Origin of the sequence: Neobacillus massiliamazoniensis (genome assembly GCF_001048695.1) — a bacterium.
In the GTDB taxonomy this organism is placed as follows: domain Bacteria; phylum Bacillota; class Bacilli; order Bacillales; family Cytobacillaceae; genus Neobacillus; species Neobacillus massiliamazoniensis.
In genome coordinates, this window is record NZ_CVRB01000001.1 from 1,474,896 (window position 1) to 1,492,744 (window position 17,849).

Consider the following 17,849-nt stretch of genomic DNA (forward strand, 5'->3'; position numbering starts at 1 on the left):
ATGAAGAGGGTGATCTAAATATAAATCCATGATCCCCTCTTTTTCTTATACTTCAGTATAAACCGCTATTAAAACAACAGCTGGCTCGTCCCCGATATTTTTAACAAAGTGAGGGACACTAGCACACCAACTGAACGTATCTCCTTCTTCTAATATAAAAGAGTCTTCACCTTGTTCCGCAAGAATTTTCCCCTTTAGGATTAAATGACATTCTTCTCCCTCGTGTGCTTTTTTTTCTCCGGTTGAAGCTCCAGGGGGAAATTCAACCTGTCTAATGCTTAAACCGCCTCTAGATGCTAAATGCTCCACCTTTAATTCTGGGTTTTTAGAGACTGTGAATTCTCTTTCATTTTTTCTTATTACAGTCATGTGTTCATCTTTTTCTAAAAGCAGATAGGGTAAAGGAACTTTTAAGAAATTAGCGATTGTTTGTAATGTACTAATGGATGGGGATGTGTTGTTATTTTCAACATTGCTGATAAACCCCTTTGAAAGCCCAGTTTCGTCACACATTTGGGCAATGGTAATTTTTTTTCTATTTCTAATGGTACGTATTTTAGAACCGATATCCATCTTTTTCACCTCGTTAGTTTCTTAATAGTAAACTTAATTTCATATTAACAAAAAAATAATTGACTTGCTATACCTATATTTGATATTGTATAGAAAACAAAGATTCATATAAGTAAACAGGAAGTGGTTTCGAGTTTCTTAATATGAAACATTTGTTGATATAAATAAATTTAACTCTTTTCTTTTGGCTCTGTTAAACTTGCCTATTGATTTCCGCTCCAAGCGCTCGCTTTCCGCGGGCGGTCCGGGGAGCCTCCTCGGCGCTACCCGCGCCTGCGGGGTCTCCCTGCCCCGTACTCCCGCAGGAGTCGAGCGCCTTCCGCTCCAATCAACATAGTGGCAAAATCAACAATGAGCTTTAACATAGCCTTTCGTTTAAAAATACATTTGTTGAAACAGGAGGATTTACTAAATGGAAACACCCATGATTTATGAATTACGTCGTCCAAAGAATGTTGTTCCAGGGAAGAAGTATCCTGCCTTGTTTGTTATGCACGGTATTGGAAGTAATGAACACAATATGCTGTCACTAGTCGATGGTCTAGAGGATTACTTTTATATCTTCAGTGTAAGAGGGCATCTAACCCAAGGACCGGGATTTGCTTACTTTACGATCCAAGGCTACGGCAAACCACATCGGGAAGTATTCGATGAGGGCATCAATAAATTATCAAACTTTATTGATTATGCATCTGAAAAGTATCCACTCGATCCCAACAAATTATACTTACTTGGTTTTAGCCAAGGCGCAATTGTTTCAATGACATTGGCATTAACACTTGGTAATAAAATTAAAGGAATTGTTGCACTTAGCGGATATATTCCATTGTTTGTGAAGGAAGAATACAACATTAATCCAGGCAAAAATTTATCTGTGTTTATATCACATGGTGAATTCGATCAGGTTCTACCGTATGAGTGGGGAAAAGAGAATGTCGAATATTTTACTAAGCTAGGTATACCTGTAACTTTTAAAACTTATCCAGAAGGACACACGGTATCCGAAAAAAATCTGCAAGATTTACAAACATGGATAGTAAATGAATTACAGAGATAGAAACTAAAAAATTAAGGGAGGAAAATAAGATGTTACCATCATTATTTATTGCTCATGGAGCACCGTTGCTTGCAATTGAGAATAATGAATATACAAAGTTTTTAAGTCAATTGGGACAAACATTGCCATGTCCTAAGGCTGTTGTTTTATTTTCGGCCCATTGGGAATCAAAAATGCAAAAGGTAAGCGAAGTCGACCAATATAGTACAATATATGATTTCGGCGGATTTGATCCAGCTTTATATACCATTCAGTATCCGGCACGTGGCAATCAAGAAATTGCTCAAGAAATAGAAGACCTATTCACTAAAAATGGTATTTTCTTTGAAAATGAAACAACTCGCGGTTTGGATCACGGGGCTTGGGTAGTCCTTCGTATGCTTTATCCAAATGCAGATATTCCGGTCATCGCCATGTCCGTAAATCCGAACCTTTCTCCAGAAGAGCAATATAAAATTGGTAAAGCTTTATCGGTATTAAGAGAAAATGACATTTTAATTATCGCCAGCGGTGGAACCGTGCATAACTTAAGAGCATTAAAATGGATTGACAATGGACAGGCTGATCAATGGGCACTAGAATTCGACGACTGGTTAGCACATCATTTGGAAAAATGGGATTTACCATCACTATTTCATTACGATTCACTAGCTCCAAATGCTGAATTTGCAGTCCCTCCTTATGGGAATGAGCATTTTATTCCAATCTTTTATGCAATGGGTGCGGCCGACAATCAGCAAAAAGCAACCTTACTTCATCGTAGTTTTCGATATGGCAACCTTAGTCACAGCGTCTGGCAGTTTGGATGATGTCTCTAAAGATTAGTGGAAAATGGAGTAATAGGACATGAATATTATAGAAATAGCAAATGAAATTCATTGGCATCAAAAAAACGTATTAGAAATGGATAAAATCACAACAAGATACGCAGGACTAACTCTTGAGGATGCTTATGAAATTCAAAAAATGAATATCATAAAAGATTTGCAATCTGGCGAACAATTTGTCGGTTGGAAAATGGGGTTAACGAGTTTAGCAAAGCAACAATCAGTGGGAGTAAACCAGCCTATTTACGGAAGATTACTGAAATCAATGAAAATGATTGACGGAGAATTATCTTTAGAAGGATTAATCCATCCGAGAGTGGAACCAGAATTTGCTTTTTTAATAAATAAACGTCTTGAAGGAGCTAATGTCTCAGAAAAAGATGTTTGGCAGGCTACCGAATGCATTATTCCTGCAGTGGAGATTATTGACAGTCGGTATAGGGACTTTTCATTCAATCTAATAGATGTTGTGGCAGACAATGCTTCAAGTGCGAAATTTTTGCTTTCGGAACAAGCATTTTCCCCTAGCCAGTTTCAATGGGAAAAAGTCCAAGTCACGATGAAGTTAAATGAAAGAAAAGTCCAAGAAGGAAAAGGATCAGCGGTTATGGGACACCCTGTTCGCTCGGTGGTTGAACTTGTTAAAATGTTACATTCATCAGGGCTTTGCATTGAGCCGGGAATGGTCGTACTAACAGGCGGCATCACTGAAGCTATACATGTTTCCAGTGGAGACTTGCTTGAGGTTGAGTTTGATAAATTTAGTACATTGTATTTGAATCGCAAAAGGTCATAGGGGGAGATATCAAATGCCAATCATCCAAGTACACCTGCTTGAGGGCAGATCTGCAGAATTAAAACGGCAATTGATTTCAGAGGTTACGGCTGCTGTCAGCAGGACATTAGGTAATCCACCTGAAACTGTCAGAGTGCTATTACACGAGGTTTCAGAAGAAAATTGGGGTGTGGGTGGAGTTCCAATTGTTGAAAGAAAAAATAAAAAGGAAAATTAATACTTTAAACGAATCCTCACTTGACCTAGAGTCTAGTGGGGATTTATTTTGCCTATTGGCAAGGTTCAGCCTTGATGTTTAAAATTGATATTGACAATCATTCTCAATGGAAATACAATAGTAAACGTGAAGATGATATTGAAAATCGTTATCAATTAAAATATTAAATTAAGATAGATAATCAAGGAGGATCACATGGCTAAAAATCTACTACTTAAAATTTCTATCCTTCTATTATTAATAGGATTAGTGATACATAATCCGGCATTAGCAGCTGGAAATTCCAGTGCTGATTTAAAAAATGCCGAGGCTTCGGTTGATCAGGCAATCGATTATGCTTCAAAAGGGGATCTAGCGGAAGCACAGAAAGCTTTTGATCAATTTAATAAAACGTGGCGGCAAATTGAAACAGGGATTAAAAATGACTCTGCTACTGCCTACAAAGATATTGAATCGAATATGGGCCAGGTGGACTATTCCTTAACCATAAAAAAACCGGATCAGGTCCTGCAGGCTTTACAGGGTCTGAAAGCTGTAAATGAAAAATTTATCAATGGCGGCTATCCAAAAGATACTGGATTTAAGAAAAAAGATATATCCTTAGATGATTTTATTCTTATGCTTCAAAAGACTAAAGAGCAAGTCGGACAACATAATCAATCTCAAGCTTTGGAGAGTATAAAGAAAGCTAGCGACAGCTGGTTAAGCGTTGAAGGAACAGTCGTGGCGCAATCATCTACCGTCTATAATGATTCTGAAAGAGATTTAGTTTCGATTCAAGCTATGCTTAGTGCTGATCCGCCAAATTATCAGCAGGCCGAGAAAACGATTGATAATATGGTAAAATATCTTTCCCCTTTAGCTGATAAATCTCAATATACTTATTGGGATGCGGCGATGATTCTTATCCGTGAAGGATTGGAAGCGTTACTAGTGGTAATAGCGCTTATGTCATTTGTGAAAAAATCAGGAGAGGGAAAGGGAAAAGGATGGATTTGGACTGGAGTTCTAGCAGGTCTTGGCGTTAGTGTCATCCTTGCCATCATCGTAAAATTTGTGATTTCATCAGGTGCATTCGGAAATAATAATTTCCTCATTTCCGGCTGGACAGGAGTTTTTGCGGCGGTCATGTTATTGTATATGAGCTATTGGCTTCATAGTCAGTCTAATATAGCTGATTGGAATCGGTATATCAAAGAAAAAAGCCAAACTGCCTTATCGACTGGAAGACTTGTTTCATTAGGGATTCTTGCCTTTCTTGCAGTATTTCGAGAAGGAACCGAAACGGTATTATTTTATATCGGTATGGCAAGTCAAATTAAGATTCAGACCTTATTAATTGGTTTCCTTATTGGTGTAGCTATTCTTGGGATTATCGCTTATTTAATGGTTTTTGTCGGCTTAAAATTACCGCTTCGACCATTCTTTATGGTTTCAAGTGTGATTGTTTTTTATCTCTGTATTAAATTTACAGGAATGGGGATTCACAGTTTACAATTAGCCGGATTAATTCCAACAACGAATGCCGAAGGAGTACCAAGCATAGACTTTTTCGCCTTGTATCCATCATGGGAAAGCACCATTCCGCAAATCATTTTAGTCCTTGGTGCGGTGATTCTTCTTATAACAAATAGTATTAAAAAGAAAAAAATGATAGCAGCTCATAACAATTAAAAATCCAGAAAGTAGGAATATTACTATGAAAAAATTGACCTCATTGGTATTAGCGATTGGTCTTGGAAGTGCATTCGTATTAGCGGGTTGTGGTTCCACTAACAGTAAGGTATCCGATGGTGTAAATAAAATGCTAGACACTACGACGCAATTATCAAAAGCAATTGACAGCGGTGACCAGGCAAAAGTAAAAGAAGTTGGACCAAAATTAGAAGATCAATGGGCTACTTTTGAAGATGATGTAAAAAAAGATAATAAAGATTCATATGGAAAAATTGAAAAATATCTTGATCCAACCATTGCCGGTTCGAAGGCACCCCAACTTGACAAGGAAGCTCTAAATACGTTGAATAACCAGCTTACGGACGCTTTAAAAGAATTAGCTAATAAAACAAAATAAATATAATTTACTAAAGGATGTCATTTCGCTGACATCCTTTTTACTTGTCTGTTGATTTCCGCTCTAGGCGCTCGCTTTCCGCGGGCGGTCCGGGGAGCCTCCTCGGCGCTATTGCGCCTGCGGGGTCTCCCCTGCCCCGTACTCCCGCAGGAGTCGAGCGCCTTCCGCTCCAATCAACATTGCGGAAAAATTATCATGAACTTTACATAAAGTGGTGCCTGTCACATTTTTGGGACAGCCTCTTTTTTTGTAAAGGAAAAAAACTATTACTAGCAATTAACACTATTGATAAGTTAAAAGTACTATATAAATTCCATTATTTGTTTAAAATATTTCTTTCGACAAGTTTCGTTCTTTACTAAGAACATTTAGTTCTTTATAATCTTTGTACAAAGGAGGTAGTGAGCGTAGCTTGGAAGCTTCATTATGATAGAAACTTGCATGATAAAAAAATGACCGGAATAATACTTGCTGTAAAAATTTCAGCTTTCTATGTAATGAGCCCTTGCCCTGCATACTTAAGATTGTATGTTTAATTTGTCTAAAAACTGGGGGAGTTGCTGATGAATAATGGGTAAGTTAAAAAATTTAGGGGATTTAAAAGTATTAGGTAAAAAGGTTCAAATCGCTGCAATTGCTGGAATGCTAGTCTTGGTTTCGATTCCGTTTTCGGGGAACAATTCTATGCATACAGCAAAGGCTGCAGCGCCTGGACCGGGAGACACACCGGATTACTGGACTACGCCAAACTATGCCAACAGCCCACTACCTGAATTTAATACAGACGGAACCATTAAAGCAGGAACAGGAATGCGAAAATTTGTCGATACGTTACCTGGACTGGGAAAAGCTAAGGAAAATAATCTTGGCCAATACATTCCAGTGGCTATTCCTGATACAACTACGTATCCAGGCTCTGACTACTATGAAATTTCACTTGTCGAATACTCGGAGAAAATGCACTCGGATTTGCCGGCGACAAAACTACGAGGGTATATGCAAGAAAACACTACAGACGAGTCTATTAAAAAGCCAAGTTATTTTGGCCCTATGATTATTGCAAAAAAAGATCGGCCTGTAAGGATCAAGTTCACGAATAAACTTCCGACAGGCAGTGGAGGGGACCTATTCTTGCCGGTTGATACATCCTTGATGGGCGCCGGAATGGGACCAGATGGAAAAAATATGTACACCCAAAACCGTGCTTCACTCCATTTGCATGGCGGAATCACCCCATGGATTAGTGACGGGACACCACATCAATGGATCACACCTGCAGGAGAGAACACCCCGTATCCAAAAGGAGTCAGCGTTAAGAATGTCCCAGATATGCCGGACCCTGGCGATGGTTCCATGACGTTCTTCTACACCAATCAACAGAGTGCTAGATTAATGTGGGTTCATGATCATACTTACGGGATGACGAGATTGAATGTTTATGCCGGCGAGGCAAACGGATACATGATTCAAGATGATGTGGAAAAGGACCTTAAAAACAGGGGAGTTATTCCAGATGATGATCACGATATTCCTTTAATTATTCAAGATAAGACCTTCGTTCCATCAGACAATCAATTAGCAGCAACCGACCCAACCTGGGATAAGACTAAATGGGGCGGGATGGGTAATCTTTGGTTTCCGCATGTATACATGCCAAACCAGAACCCTTATGTCATGTCTGGTGCGAATCCATTGGGGCGTTGGGATTATGGGCCATGGTTCTGGCCACCTAACACTGGATTAAAAAATGGTCCTAAAGCAAATCCATTGTATGATCCAAAAGTTAAAAATGGTCAAGCGCCAATGAATCCTGGTGTACCAAATGTTTCAACTGTTCCTGAAGCTTTCATGGATACTCCAGTCGTAAATGGAACTGCTTACCCTACGATAACGGTTGATCCAAAAGCCTATCGATTCCGTATCTTGAATGCATCTAATGATAGAATGTGGAACCTGCAGCTTTATAAAGCTGCTTCAAATTCGACCATGTGGAATGCTGATGGAACATTAAAAGATGCAAACGCTGGTGAGGTTCCAATGGTTCCTGCGGTAAAAACTGCTGGATTCCCACAAAAATGGCCAACTGATGGAAGGGATGGCGGTGTACCGGATCCTGCTGCAGCTGGACCAGAAATGATCCAGATTGGCAATGAAAGCGGCTTTTTAACAAAACCTGCGGTATTACCAAATCAACCAATAGACTATGAATATGGCCGTAGAAGTATCACCGTTCTAAACGTATCAAGCAAAACGCTTCTTTTGGGACCTGCTGAACGGGGGGATGTCGTCGTAGATTTCAGTAAATATGCGGGGCAAACACTCATACTATATAATGATGCACCTGCTCCAGTTCCAGCATTTGATCCACGTTACGACTATTACACAGGTGATCCTGACCAAACTATGAATGCCGAGAATCCAGATGATCGGACTGGAGGGGCACCAACAACGCAACCTGGTTATGGTCCAAATACACGTACAATCATGCAGATCAAGGTTGCAGGTGACCCAGCAACGACAGTGGATACAACTCAAGCTACTCTTGATAAATTAAATACTGAAATACCAAAGGCATTCTCTAAAGATCAGAATCCGCTTATTTTTAATAATGAAGTTTATGGGAAAGACGATCCAAGAAATGATCCAAATGGGAAATGGGTCAATATTCACGACAATAAAACCACCTTTAATATACCTGGGACTTCGACGAATGTGACGATGGACTTAACACCAAAGGCAATTGCCGAGGAGTTTGAGCAAGATTATGGAAGAATGAATGCCACTCTGGGAACAGAATTACCGAATACGAATTTCCAGAATCAAACGACCATTATGCTTGGATATGTTGATCCAACAACCGAAAATATGAAAGACTCGATTGCACCAATTGGTCAAACGGGGGATGGAACACAGATTTGGAAGATTACTCATAACGGGGTCGATACGCACGCGATCCACTTCCATTTATTTGATGTTCAGCTTATCAACCGAGTCGGCTGGGATGGATCGATTCGGATGCCTGATGATAACGAACGCGGCTGGAAGGATACAGTTCGTATGAATCCGCTTGAAGATTGTATTGTCGCCCTTAGACCTGTCGCACCAAAATTACCATTCGGACTTCCTGATAGTATTCGGCTTTTGGACCCGACGATGCCTCTCGGATCAACCGGACAGTTTATGAACGTAGATCCGTACACTGGAAATCCAGTTACAGTCACGAACAAAATGACGAATTTTAACTGGGAGTATGTATGGCACTGTCATCTATTAGGACACGAAGAAAATGACATGATGCGTTCCTATAATTTTAAAGTCAATGTAACAAAACCAAACGCGTCTGTATTAAGTGGTAATAGGTCAAATGGAGGTCCAGTAAATCTTACTTGGACAGATCCTACACCGGTGGATTATAACAATATTTCAACCTTTGGCAACCCGGCAAATGAGATTGGCTACAACATAATGCGTGCACCTGTTATCAATGGAAAAGCAGGTAAATTTGAAAAAATTAAAGTTGTACCTGCTAACAATACTAGTTATCAAGATACTAGTGCTGATCCTAATACGAGCTATCAGTACCAAGTGCTTGCATTCAATGCGGCCACTGCGCCAAGCTCAACTGACCCTATTGCAGCATTGGAAGGTGGTACACCATCCAATACAATCGATGCCTCTGGGCTTCCTGCAGCACCAACAAATCTTACAGCTGTACCATCCGGACAGCAAGCAAGCTTAACTTGGACAGATAATGCGACAAATGAGACTGGATTTGTCGTGGAACGGTCCACAGATGGTGTTAATTTTACAGTCGTGGGCACTCCTGGTATGTCAATTAACACTGGACGGGTCACATTTGCTGATAGTAAGGTAACTCCTGGAACCTATACTTATCGGGTGAAAGCCGTAAATGGCACTTTGGAATCGAGTTATTCCAATACAGCTAATGTTACGATTTCCAACGGTACACCACCACCGGCTCCAAAGGCACCAAAAAATCTAAGCGTAACCCTGCAGTCTGGACCGAGCGTCAACCTAAGTTGGGAGGATGATGCATCAAATGAAACCGGCTTTGTCATTGAACGGTCCACAGATGGGAATAATTTTACGTCTATTGCAACCCCTGGTCCAAGTCCTGGCACAGGAAAAACAGTAAAGTATACCGATTCAACTGTAGAACCTGGTAACACGTACACCTACCGAGTCAAGGCAATGAACGGAACTACGTCATCTAGCTATTCAAATACAGCAAAGGTAAAGGTTCCGTCTGCACCTCCTGTCCCAGCAACCCCAGCCCCGGCAGCACCGAACGGATTGCAGACAAAAGTGTCTCAAGGGAATACTACTGTTTCAGTGTTGCTATCCTGGAATAAACCTTCGGGGACGGTTGCAAGTTATCTTGTCCAATATGCAACAGATTCTGCATTTACGCAAATTGTAAGTTGTTCGGTTTCGTCACCTAGTAGCTTTGTGACAGTACCAGGATTAGCGAGAAAAACAACTTTCTACTTCAGAGTTCAGGCTGTAAATGAGACCGGCTCGTCTCCTTGGTCAACGTCTGTTAAAGTAAAGACCCCTTAGGGAATTATAGATTGCAATAGTATGTCAACATGTTTCCACTAGGCAGAGGGACAGGTCTCTCAGTGAATGATCTTGTCGGTCAATGGATGTTAATCTATCTTAAAGGAGGCAATGGAATGAAAAAAAAGCTTCTCATAGCTATAGCACTAGCTTTAGTTTTAATTTCAGGCTCAGCGATGGCGCTTTATCATGATAATCCAGCATTTGCTAAAAGTCAGCCAGCTACGGATGTAAAGGTAAAAGGGAATATGGCTGTCTACTCTCCGCCAAACCAAAAGAAATCCAGTGAACCTGTACGTAAAAGCCGGTTAAAGCAAATGAATATTGTAGGTGAGGCCGCAACGGTTCTTAATGTCTTACCGATAATAATTATCGACGAAATGAAGAAGGGAAAAACAGTAGTCCAAATTGCAAAAGAAAAAGGTTTAACAGAAGCTGAATTCACAAAAAAACTAACTGACTTAGAGACAAAAATGGTTAATGAAGCTGTTAGTTCAGGAACCATTACTCAAGAGCATGCAGATGCCATTAAAGATGGAAGACCAGACCGTTTGAAAAAAAGCATTAAGGAAAAGGCAGTTAACGTCAATGATCATATGGCAATGGATATGGGCAACTAAAGTATCCTCCAATTGCTGAATAGAAACCTCCACCCGATTTATTTGGTGTGGAGGTTTCTATATTTTTAGAAATCACCATATTTTCTGCACTATTTTGTGCTAATCTATTTCTATTAAAGTATTGATTTAGGGTGATTTCATGTACAGTTTATTAAGCCAAATAAGTGCAGTTATAAGTAAACCATTTTTCATTATGGCAAATAGCCTTGAATCATGGCCCATTTTATTTGCTTTAATTTTAGGGTTGGTAGGAGCCTTAGCTCCTTGTCAGCTTACAGGGAATATTAGTGCAGTAACATTGTACGGTAACCGTTCTATTCAAAAAAAAATCGCTTGGAAGGATGTTCTCTTTTTCACACTAGGAAAGGTAGTAGCCTTTTCTTTATTAGGTATTTTGGTATGGTTACTGGGAAAGGGAGTTGAACAAAATCTTACGTCATATTTTCCATGGCTTCGGAAGCTTATGGGCCCATTATTAATCATCGTTGGTTTGGTTATGATCGGTTTTATCAAATTAAAAGGAACATTAAATCTTTTTAAGGGATCGAAAGAGTACAAGCATGAAAATCCATTCGGTTCTTTTATGTTAGGATTTAGCTTTTCACTTGCATTCTGCCCGACTATGTTTGTCCTATTTTTTATTACTTTAATGCCAATCGTATTTTCTAGTCCTTACGGATTTATTCTCCCATCTATATTTGCTCTCGGAACAGCCATTCCGCTATTGATTGTCATTGCTATTATATGGTATCTCGGTGGAAGTGGAGTGGTAATGAAGAAAGGGAGAAAGTTTGGAGCGGTTATTCAACGGGTTGCGGGTGTCCTGATATTGTTATTAGGAATTTTTGATACCCTAACTTATTGGTCCTTATAAATGAATGGTATTCTGATATACTAGCAAAAAACAACGAATGGTCTCGTTGTTTTTTGCATTATTTATTATTGTTTCAAAGTAATTTTAAAGCATAAATTCAACTACGCCTCTGTCTTCGTCCTAACGGACTTGCCAATCGGCGAGTTTCCATTTAGCTAATAGGAAAAAATAAATTTTCCCAAATTTATATTTTCCTATGACGCATAAATTCAACTACGCCTCTGTCTTCGTCCTGACGGACTTGCCAATCGGCGAGTTTCCATTTACCCAAGAAAGTCCAATTCCGGTGAAGCCAACAATAATGGTAATGACTGGGCAAAGTAGACAGAAAAATGTGTACGGTACGTATGAAAATGTTGGTACGTTCAATACACCTGATAGGAAAACGCCACTCACTCCCCATGGAACGAGGGGATTTACGACTGTACCAGCATCTTCTAAAACACGTGATAAATTGCGACGCTTTAAGCCAATCCGATCAAAGCTTTCTGAGTAGGCACGCCCTGGTAAAATGATAGATAGGTATTGTTCACCTAGCAAAAAATTAACACCAATGGCTGTAAGTGCAGTTGAAAAAATTAAACGACCACTCGTGCGTACGAAATGAGAAAGAGAGTCCATCACTTGTGCAATTATCCCCATCTCCTGTAATAAACCTCCCATGCCGAGGGAAAGAAAAATTAAAGATACAGAAGGTAACATACTTTGCATACCGCCGCGTGTTAATAGTTGATCGATTTCTTTCATCCCTGTTTGTGACTTATATCCATCTTGCATGATCGAAATGAGATTTGAAATAGACGTGTGTGGATGAAAGAGAAATAAAATGATGATTCCACTAAGTGTACCTACAAATAATGTTGGGATCGCAGGTACTTTTTTCATTGCTAAAATAAGCAGAAGAACAACAGGTAATAAAGTAATCCATGAAATGGTTGAATGTTTTTGTAAAGTTGCTTGGAATGTATGGAAATCAACAGTTGCTGCATGCCCTTGTCCTACTATGGCAAATAATATGACAGAAATAATAAACGCAGGTATTGTCGTCCAAAGCATGTTGCGAATATGATCAAACATGTCTACACCCGATACTGCTGGCGCTAAGTTCGTTGTATCAGATAAGGGTGACATTTTGTCCCCGAAAAATGCACCGGAAATGATAGCACCAGCTGTAATGGCTGTGTCATAGCCAAGGGCGTGACCCATTCCCATAAAAGCAATCCCTACTGTTGCGGCAGTTGTAAATGCACTCCCGATACTCGTACCAACAATGGCACATACAACAAAAACGGTTGCTAAGAAAAACTGTTTCGAGACAATGGAAAAGCCGTACACCATCATCGTTGGAATAGTGCCACAAGCAATCCAAATGGCAATTAAAACACCGACCAACAAAAAGATAAAAATAGAGGGAATCCCTGGTGTAATGCCATTTCGTATCCCCGTATCCATCACAGACCATGGAATTCTTTTGAACAATCCGAATAGAAGCAGAAGTGCAATCCCAAATAATATCGGAATATGAGGTAGTATTTGTAAACCGATTACACCAAATCCGATTAATGAAAATAGTATAGTAATTAGTAGAATAGATTCTCGTTTTGTTGCCATTGTTTGTTCCTCCTATGAATTAATGTTTTATCGATTATGAAGTGGTGGGCAAAGCAGTAATATCGTGCTATACCTCCTGTATGAACATAAATCATTTCTATTCCTCCTTTTTTACAAATAAAAAAACCCCTGCATCCTATGCAGGGGCGAACGTGTCGCGGTACCACCCTAACTTGTGAAACCAGAATCGTTTTCACGTCTTCATTAAAATAACGGAGAATCCGTCTTTTGCTACTAAAAAGGTTCACAAAAGAAGCTCGAGGGTGTATTTCATGGATCATTCTGTACTGATTCGCACCAACCATCAGCTCTCTGAAACGACGAAATGAAACATTACTATGTCCTGTCATTGCCTATCACTATTAAACTTTGAAAATATAAAAAAGCCCCTGCATCCTATGCAGGGGCGAACGTGTCGCGGTACCACCCTAACTTGTGAAAACAGTTTTGTTTTCACTACTTCATTAAGATAACGGAGAATCCGTCTTTTGCTACTAAAAAGGTTCACAAAAGAAGCTCGAGGGTGTATTTCATGAATCGCTCTGTACTGATTTGCACCGACCATCAGCTCTCTGATACAAAAAAACGAAGCATTACTAAATCCTGTCATTGCCGATTTATATTATGTTAGTAAAACTATCATACCATTCAATAATGTGTCAACATTATTTTTTAGATTAAAGAAATTATTTATACCTTTTGTTGAATGCTAAAAGAAAGAAGACGGTTGACTATATACCCGTATGGGTATATTATATAACTTGTCACTTTGGTTTTTAGGATCAAATCATTTATAATGAAAGGAAAAATAGTCAAAGCAGAAGCGAACGGAACGGTTAAGGAGGTAATACCATGGATTATAATGATCAAGTCAAAAATAGAGTAAAACGAATTGAAGGGCAGTTAAGAGGAATTTTAAGAATGATGGAAGAAAATAAGGACTGCAGAGAAGTGATCACTCAGTTATCAGCTGCAAGAACGGCTATTGATCGTACAATTGGGGTTGTAGTAAGTTCAAATTTAGTGGAATGTGTCCAAAAAGCCACAGAGAATAATGAGAAAAGTGCAGAAGAAATAATTCAAGAAGCCGTAAATTTACTTGTGAAAAGTCGATAAGAAAAGTGGAAGTCGCTTAGAGCTGGGACATTTCTCATAGTCGAAATTATCTTTCTAATCTTCTCCAAATAAAAAGGGTTGACACCCTCTTTTATTTTTAATACTATTATACCCATACGGGTATATATGAAAATGAGGAGGAACGATTCAATGAATATAGGTAAAGTATTAGATGCAAAAGGTTTGGCTTGTCCGATGCCAATTATTAGAACAAAAAAAGCAATCAATGAACTTGAATCTGGCCAAGTATTAGAAATTCATTCAACAGATCAAGGGTCCAAAAATGATCTTACGGCATGGGCTAAATCTGGCGGGCATGAGTTAGTAAAATTTGAAGAGGAAAACGGTATTTTTAAATTTTGGATTAAAAAAGGCTGATTTTTTTCAGAAAATAAAATACCTATACAGGTATAGGTTATATTGAAAAACATTCTGGAGGTAAAGCATGACAGAAAATAAAAGGACAACGATCGTCTTATTTAGTGGAGACTATGATAAAGCAATGGCTGCTTATATTATTGCAAATGGGGCAGCCGCATATGATCATGAGGTCACTATTTTTCACACGTTTTGGGGATTAAATGCACTCCGGAAAGATGAAAATATTCCGGTGAAAAAAGGGTTCATGGAAAATATGTTTGGAAAAATGATGCCAAGAGGCGCAGATAAAATGAGCCTTTCTAAAATGAATTTTGCTGGCTTTGGCCCAAAAATGATTAAAGGAATCATGAAAAAGCATAATGCCTTAACTCTTCCGCAATTAATTGAAATGGCTCAAGAACAGGATGTTAAATTAGTAGCATGTACAATGACTATGGATTTGCTAGGCTTACAAAAAGAAGAGCTATTGGATCAGATTGAATATGCAGGAGTTGCTGCCTATTTAGGTGACGCCCAAGAGGGGAATGTGAATCTGTTTATATAAGATAAATAGGGGGGATCTCCCCCTAAATAAATGGAGGGACTAGGCTTGGTATATGTAGGATTTATTGTCATTGCTCTTTTTCTCTTCTTCATTCTGCAGCGTATGATGCCTGTAAAGGGAGTTAGAACAATCACAACTGATCAATTAAAAACGGAATTAAAAGACAAGAACAAGCAATTTATTGATGTGCGAACACCTGGAGAGTTTAAAGGAAACCATATTAGAGGGTTTAAAAATATTCCTCTTCATCAGCTAGATCAAAAAGCTGACAAAGAACTTTCCAAGGAAAAAGAAGTCATTGTTATATGTCAAAGTGGCATGAGAAGTCAACAGGCTAGTAAGATGCTAAAAAAATGGGGATATACAAAAGTGACAAATGTTAAAGGTGGCATGAGCGCTTGGGCCTAATGAAAAATAAGGAGGCTAAAAAGTGAAAGTAATATCTGCAAAAGAAGTAGAGGCGTTGTTTAATGATGGAAAGAAATTAAATATTATTGACGTACGCGACGTGAATGAAGTAGAAGCTGGCAAGATTCCAGGTGCTGTAAATATTCCTTTAGGGTTAGTTGAGTTTCGCATGCATGAATTAGATAAATCAAAAGAGTATATCATGGTTTGCCGCTCAGGAGGAAGAAGTGGTCGAGCGACGCAATTCCTTGAAAGCTATGGATTTAACGTGATTAACATGGCTGGTGGAATGCTTGCATGGGAAGGGACAGTTGAATAATTTTAACTAAGATAAATCACTCAAACACGTATTCAATTGGAGGTATTGTAGTGGATAAAATTAAAACAAACGTTAGTTTAGATGCAAAGGGATTAGCATGCCCAATGCCAATTGTAAAAACAAAAAAGGCCATGAATAATCTTGAAGCAGGGCAAGTATTAGAAGTTGAAGCAACGGATATAGGATCAAAAGCGGACATGAGAGCATGGGCTGAAGGTTCGGGCCATCAATATTTAGGGACAATTGAAGTGGAAGGCGTATTAAAGCATTATCTTAGAAAATCGTCTACTCATGATACAAATGAGAAAAATCACCCTCATGTCATCAATAATGAAAACCTGGAAAAAAAGCTTGAAGAAAATGAAAACATCGTGGTTCTCGATGTAAGAGAAGCTGCAGAATATGCCTTTACCCATATTCCAAACGCCATCTCTATCCCTTTAGGTGAATTGGAGGAACGAATGGATGAATTAAACAAAGAAAATGAAATCTTAGTAGTGTGTCGTACAGGAAACCGCAGTGATTTTGCTGCAAAAATGTTAACAGCAAAAGGCTTTGCTAACGTGGTGAATGTGGTGCCGGGGATGAGTCAATGGTCAGGAAAGAGTGTAGGAATAAATAGGTAATTGTATATTTTTTTAATAAAAATAATACCATAGGGGGTAAAGGGGACCGTGACTTTAAAAATAATGACGGTAAAACAATTAGCCGAAAAGGTGTTAAATAAAGAACACTTGTTTATTTTGGATGTCCGAAATGAAAGTGATTTTCAGGATTGGAAGGTAGAAGGGGAAAATTTTGAGTATTTAAATATCCCTTACTTTGAGTTACTTGACGGAATTGATGAAATTGCTGATAAAGTCCCAAGGGATCAAGATGTTTTGGTGATTTGTGCGAAGGGGGGTTCCTCTGAATTTGTGGGAGAGGAACTAATTGATGCAGGGTTCGATCATATATACACATTAGAAGATGGCATGAAAGCTTGGAGCGAGCTATTAAAAAAGGTCAAAGTATATGAAGACGATCATATGAAAGTATTCCAATTTATCCGAGTTGGAAAAGGCTGCCTTTCATACATGATTGTTTCTGATCAAGAAGCGTTACTTGTTGATCCTGCTCGTTTTGTTAACGATTATGTAAAAGTAGCAGAAGAAGAAGGAGCAAAAATCACTCATATTGTAGATTCTCATTTGCACGCTGATCATATATCAGGTGGCAACATGCTCGCTGAAATGACAGGTGCAAAATACTACCTTATGAAGAGTGAGGGGGCGGTATTTAATTTTGAAGCATTAGAAGACCATGAAAAGATTGGATTTAAGCAAGTACAACTTGAAGTACTTGCAGTAAAAACCCCTGGACACACTCCTGGCAGCGTATCATTTCTTGTGAACGATAAACTCTTATTCTCTGGGGATACTATTTTTATAAGTGGATTAGGGCGTCCTGACCTGGGAAATAAAGTACGTGAATGGGCAAATGACTTATATAATAGTGTCCATAACAAAGTCGCAGAAATTGCAGATGATGTGATTGTAATTCCTGGTCACTTTGCTGACTTGGATGCTGAAATCAACTCGGATGGATATATTGGCGATACGCTAGGAAATATTAGAAAACGCAATGAAAAAATGTTTACTACGCCAAAGGAAGAATTTATCAGTAGCGTTGAAAAATCAGCAAGTTCCGTTAAACCGCCTAATTTTGAAGAAATTGTTGCCATTAATCGTGGAGTGGAAAAAGTGGATTCTGATAAAATGCAAGAATTAGAAATCGGCCCAAACCGTTGTGCTGTTCACCATGGTGTATAATTAGAGAAAAAAGAGTAAACCATCTTCGGTTTCCCTTTCT

General features: G+C 38.9%; 18 protein-coding genes and 2 other annotated features. Of the genes, 16 read left to right on the forward strand and 2 right to left on the reverse strand.

Translation table 11 applies throughout. The features are described from left to right. Positions 1 to 45: 45 nt before the first annotated feature. A complete protein-coding gene (locus BN1082_RS06925) occupies positions 46 to 573 on the reverse strand; it encodes a helix-turn-helix domain-containing protein (protein ID WP_090632670.1) in 528 nt (175 codons plus the stop codon). Positions 574 to 985: 412 nt separating this feature from the next. Here BN1082_RS06925 and BN1082_RS06930 point away from each other — a divergent pair, with 412 nt between their 5' ends. The 9 genes from BN1082_RS06930 to BN1082_RS06970 all read left to right on the forward strand — a co-directional run bounded on the left by BN1082_RS06930 (position 986) and on the right by BN1082_RS06970 (position 11,619). Next, positions 986 to 1,630 (forward strand): alpha/beta hydrolase, encoded by a 645-nt coding sequence (locus BN1082_RS06930; protein ID WP_090632672.1) that lies wholly within the window; start codon positions 986 to 988, stop codon positions 1,628 to 1,630. Positions 1,631 to 1,659: 29 nt separating this feature from the next. Next, entirely contained in the window at positions 1,660 to 2,439 is a 780-nt protein-coding gene (locus BN1082_RS06935) for a DODA-type extradiol aromatic ring-opening family dioxygenase (RefSeq protein WP_090632674.1), read from the forward strand. A 37-nt stretch (positions 2,440 to 2,476) separates the two neighbouring features. After that, positions 2,477 to 3,253 carry a 2-keto-4-pentenoate hydratase gene (locus BN1082_RS06940; RefSeq protein ID WP_090632676.1) on the forward strand — a complete coding sequence of 259 codons (777 nt, stop codon included), beginning with the start codon at positions 2,477 to 2,479 and terminating at the stop codon, positions 3,251 to 3,253. 13 nt (positions 3,254 to 3,266) lie between these two features. After that, complete coding sequence (locus BN1082_RS06945) at positions 3,267 to 3,470, forward strand: 2-hydroxymuconate tautomerase (protein ID WP_090632677.1); 204 nt, start codon at positions 3,267 to 3,269, stop codon at positions 3,468 to 3,470. 195 nt (positions 3,471 to 3,665) lie between these two features. Then, positions 3,666 to 5,144, forward strand: a complete 1,479-nt coding sequence (locus BN1082_RS06950) for an FTR1 family iron permease (protein ID WP_090632679.1) — start codon at positions 3,666 to 3,668, stop codon at positions 5,142 to 5,144. A 25-nt stretch (positions 5,145 to 5,169) separates the two neighbouring features. Continuing rightward, positions 5,170 to 5,544 carry a hypothetical protein gene (locus BN1082_RS06955; protein ID WP_090632680.1) on the forward strand — a complete coding sequence of 125 codons (375 nt, stop codon included), beginning with the start codon at positions 5,170 to 5,172 and terminating at the stop codon, positions 5,542 to 5,544. Positions 5,545 to 6,114: 570 nt separating this feature from the next. Then, positions 6,115 to 10,125 carry a fibronectin type III domain-containing protein gene (locus BN1082_RS06960; RefSeq protein ID WP_090632681.1) on the forward strand — a complete coding sequence of 1,337 codons (4,011 nt, stop codon included), beginning with the start codon at positions 6,115 to 6,117 and terminating at the stop codon, positions 10,123 to 10,125. Positions 10,126 to 10,241: 116 nt separating this feature from the next. Next, positions 10,242 to 10,745: a hypothetical protein gene (locus BN1082_RS06965; protein WP_090632683.1), complete on the forward strand. Its 504-nt coding sequence runs from the start codon at positions 10,242 to 10,244 to the stop codon at positions 10,743 to 10,745. Positions 10,746 to 10,884: 139 nt separating this feature from the next. Further along, a complete protein-coding gene (locus BN1082_RS06970) occupies positions 10,885 to 11,619 on the forward strand; it encodes an urease accessory protein UreH domain-containing protein (RefSeq protein WP_090632685.1) in 735 nt (244 codons plus the stop codon). A 213-nt stretch (positions 11,620 to 11,832) separates the two neighbouring features. Here BN1082_RS06970 and nhaC read toward each other — a convergent pair whose 3' ends face one another. Continuing rightward, positions 11,833 to 13,230, reverse strand: coding sequence for a Na+/H+ antiporter NhaC (gene nhaC, locus BN1082_RS06975; protein WP_090632687.1), 1,398 nt, complete (start codon positions 13,228 to 13,230; stop codon positions 11,833 to 11,835). A gap of 139 nt (positions 13,231 to 13,369) precedes the next feature. Then, positions 13,370 to 13,589: a binding site (T-box leader), on the reverse strand. A gap of 40 nt (positions 13,590 to 13,629) precedes the next feature. Beyond that, positions 13,630 to 13,849 (reverse strand) — a binding site (T-box leader). Positions 13,850 to 14,082: 233 nt separating this feature from the next. Between nhaC and BN1082_RS06980 the strand changes: the two genes are divergently transcribed. The 7 genes from BN1082_RS06980 to BN1082_RS07010 all read left to right on the forward strand — a co-directional run bounded on the left by BN1082_RS06980 (position 14,083) and on the right by BN1082_RS07010 (position 17,809). After that, positions 14,083 to 14,346: a metal-sensitive transcriptional regulator gene (locus BN1082_RS06980; RefSeq protein ID WP_090632689.1), complete on the forward strand. Its 264-nt coding sequence runs from the start codon at positions 14,083 to 14,085 to the stop codon at positions 14,344 to 14,346. A 150-nt stretch (positions 14,347 to 14,496) separates the two neighbouring features. After that, entirely contained in the window at positions 14,497 to 14,724 is a 228-nt protein-coding gene (locus tag BN1082_RS06985) for a sulfurtransferase TusA family protein (RefSeq protein WP_090632691.1), read from the forward strand. Positions 14,725 to 14,791: 67 nt separating this feature from the next. Next, the gene (locus tag BN1082_RS06990) at positions 14,792 to 15,271 is read left to right on the forward strand and encodes a DsrE/DsrF/DrsH-like family protein (RefSeq protein ID WP_090632693.1); all 480 of its coding nucleotides are present in this window, start codon (positions 14,792 to 14,794) and stop codon (positions 15,269 to 15,271) included. Between the two features lie 102 nt (positions 15,272 to 15,373). Then, the gene (locus BN1082_RS06995; RefSeq protein ID WP_425412132.1) at positions 15,374 to 15,679 is read left to right on the forward strand and encodes a rhodanese-like domain-containing protein; all 306 of its coding nucleotides are present in this window, start codon (positions 15,374 to 15,376) and stop codon (positions 15,677 to 15,679) included. A gap of 22 nt (positions 15,680 to 15,701) precedes the next feature. Then, positions 15,702 to 15,998 carry a rhodanese-like domain-containing protein gene (locus tag BN1082_RS07000; RefSeq protein WP_090632694.1) on the forward strand — a complete coding sequence of 99 codons (297 nt, stop codon included), beginning with the start codon at positions 15,702 to 15,704 and terminating at the stop codon, positions 15,996 to 15,998. 50 nt (positions 15,999 to 16,048) lie between these two features. Continuing rightward, on the forward strand, positions 16,049 to 16,624 hold the full coding sequence (locus BN1082_RS07005; protein WP_090632696.1) for a sulfurtransferase TusA family protein: 576 nt from the start codon (positions 16,049 to 16,051) through the stop codon (positions 16,622 to 16,624). Positions 16,625 to 16,687: 63 nt separating this feature from the next. Then, positions 16,688 to 17,809: an MBL fold metallo-hydrolase gene (locus tag BN1082_RS07010; protein ID WP_090633219.1), complete on the forward strand. Its 1,122-nt coding sequence runs from the start codon at positions 16,688 to 16,690 to the stop codon at positions 17,807 to 17,809. Positions 17,810 to 17,849: the final 40 nt, after the last annotated feature.